This window comes from Clostridium sp. C8-1-8 (genome assembly GCF_009928445.1).
Lineage (GTDB): Bacteria > Bacillota > Clostridia > Clostridiales > Clostridiaceae > Clostridium_AR.
Window position 1 is genome coordinate 1 of record NZ_JAABNO010000071.1, and the last position, 2,419, is coordinate 2,419.

The 2,419-nt window shown below is 31.6% G+C and carries 3 protein-coding genes; 2 read left to right on the forward strand and 1 reads right to left on the reverse strand.

The window, feature by feature from the left end; genetic code table 11:
- Together GXK57_RS26125 and GXK57_RS26130 are read left to right on the forward strand one after the other, a co-directional pair.
- Positions 1-404: polymorphic toxin type 30 domain-containing protein (locus tag GXK57_RS26125; RefSeq protein ID WP_202127795.1), on the forward strand; the 404-nt coding region annotated here is incomplete at its 5' end.
- A 15-nt stretch (positions 405-419) separates the two neighbouring features.
- Positions 420-869: a hypothetical protein gene (locus GXK57_RS26130; RefSeq protein WP_160680938.1), complete on the forward strand. Its 450-nt coding sequence runs from the start codon at positions 420-422 to the stop codon at positions 867-869.
- 55 nt (positions 870-924) lie between these two features.
- Here GXK57_RS26130 and GXK57_RS26135 read toward each other — a convergent pair whose 3' ends face one another.
- The gene (locus tag GXK57_RS26135; protein ID WP_160680939.1) at positions 925-2,097 is read right to left on the reverse strand and encodes an IS110 family transposase; all 1,173 of its coding nucleotides are present in this window, start codon (positions 2,095-2,097) and stop codon (positions 925-927) included.
- Between the last annotated feature and the right edge of the window lie 322 nt (positions 2,098-2,419).

A 2,419-nucleotide genomic window follows, 5' to 3' on the forward strand; every position in this document is an offset into this window, starting at 1 on the left:
AGACCAGCTATGTGAAGTCAATAGATTTTTCAAAATTGGGTACTGGAAATGTTGGAGATTTCTCCGATTTGAAAGGCACAACAATAGATGACATTTTATCACGTATACCTAATAATGCAACAAAAAGAGAATTAACACCTATTCAAGGGAAGGTACAAGAAGGATTCGAGTACAAGTTTGTTGAAAATGGTGAAACAATGAGAGTTAGAGTTCATGGACCCGATCAGAGTGCACCAATAGGAAGCAATGCTCGTGATAATTGGATTGTAAGAGTTCAAAAAGGTAAAAAGTATATGGATAGTAGCGGTAAATTTCATCCGCCTGGTGTAAGCAATCCTAATAGTGATTTCTATGATGAAAATATAATAGATGATACCCATATACCGATAATATCTCCAAAATAGAAAGGAATACAAGATATGAGTATATTAATAGATAGATATATTGAAAAGAAAAAAGAAAATAAAATAGAGGATGTAATAGATGAAATTTCGGATATATTTGAATATGGAGAATTAGAAAATGATGTATGCTTAGGATTAAGCCAATTCCTAATTAATGATGTTATTCAAGTAGAAGATATAGAACTTCAAGAAAGTATTTTAAATGCTATAAGTAATGCTGCAATATATAAAAATGTGGCTGAGTATATTAATATAGATAATTTAGTTGATAATATTGACAAATTTAATATTAGCAATTTAGAGTATATTTTTATTATCATTGGGTTCTCTCATAATAAAAAATATGTTGGAACGCTTGAATTTTACGTTAATTCCTCAAATGAAAGCTTATCAGAAAATGCTAAAATTGCACTTAAGGAAATTAAAAGTAAAGTTGATTCGAATAAAAATAGAAATAACAAATAAGCTATTAAATGCATATTATTTTTAATAGCTTCACAAAAAAATATTTTAATAAGGATTATGACAAAGGTTCATAGTCCTTATTGTCTCTCATAATAGCAAAGACAATATGTGTAAGTTTATGAGCTACCGCTCCCACGGCAGTGAGATGGTGTTTTCCTTCACTACGTTTTTTATTATAATAATCATTAAGGGAACTTTCGTGTAATGTACAAGTAGAAGCCGCAAGAAATAAGGCTCTTCTGAGGTAAGGAGAACCACGCTTAGACATTCTATTATTGTTAGATGAAAATTGGCCAGATTGCTTTACCGTAGGATCAATTCCGGCATAAGCTACTAGGCTAGATGAATTACTGAAACGCTTAATATCGCCTATTTCACTTAGTATAATAGCTGCAGTTACAGCTCCAATACCAGGAATTGAGGTTAAATGACAGTCAAACTGATTATAATAAAATTCAATTTCTTTGTCTAAACTTTTGATTTGGGATTCTATAAATAATACTTGATCAATAAGTTGTTTAAGTTGGAATTTGAATGCACTTTGAGCTACCTTGATACCAAAAGTGTTTTGAGCTGCTACTTTTATTTTTTCGGCCTTGGCATAGCCAAGTTGGCCACGACTACTTTCACTTAAAAAGCTAGCCAATTCACTTGTATCAATTTCTAGTATTTCTTCAGGAGTTTGATATTTTTCTAGTAGTTTTTTAGAACTTATCCCCCATGTGTCAGAAAACAGTTTCTCATATTCAGGGAAAACTTGATCTAGGACCGTAATTATTCTACATTTAAGTTCAGATACGCTATCTACTAAAGATAACCTATATCTACAAAGCTGTCTTAAGGAAAGTAACTTATCATCAGCTAGCTTAGTTTTTGTAAATCTCCCAAACCGTATAACCTCAGAAATAATAAATGAATCTTTAGTATCATTTTTTGTTTGACGAATATATAGATTTCTAAAACTGTCTGATTGTATGGGATTTATAACATGAATCGTATAACCTTTATCTAATAAAAATGAATATAAAGAGAGCCAATAGTGACCGGTAGCTTCTAAGCCGAAGGTAACGTCGGATTGGCCAATATTCTTAATTATGTAGTCAATTAATTTATTCGCTCCGATATGAGAATTTGAAAACTTAAGAGATTTGCCGATGATGGTACCAGTTTCATCGATTATAGTAGCTTCATGATTAGCTTTTCCAATGTCTATGCCAACAATATACATAAAAACATCTCCTTGTAATTTAGATAGAATCCTCAATTCAATGCAAGTTACATCCTGGTTAGATATACGAAGAATTATAATAATATAATCAACATCCAGCTTATACGCAATATCTCGCAGAGATGAGGTAACAGTCTTAGTCACGAGGTCAAGGCCTCAAGGGGGCGTACGTAAACCTCTATCTATACGAGATTATTGTCTCAAAATTAGAGTGATTAAACAATAGACTTAGAGATCTTATTGATATTGTAAAAAGAAATACAACTAAAGATTTTGGGGAGATCCATTGATTAATCTTTACAAGCTTATCATACCAGGGGGT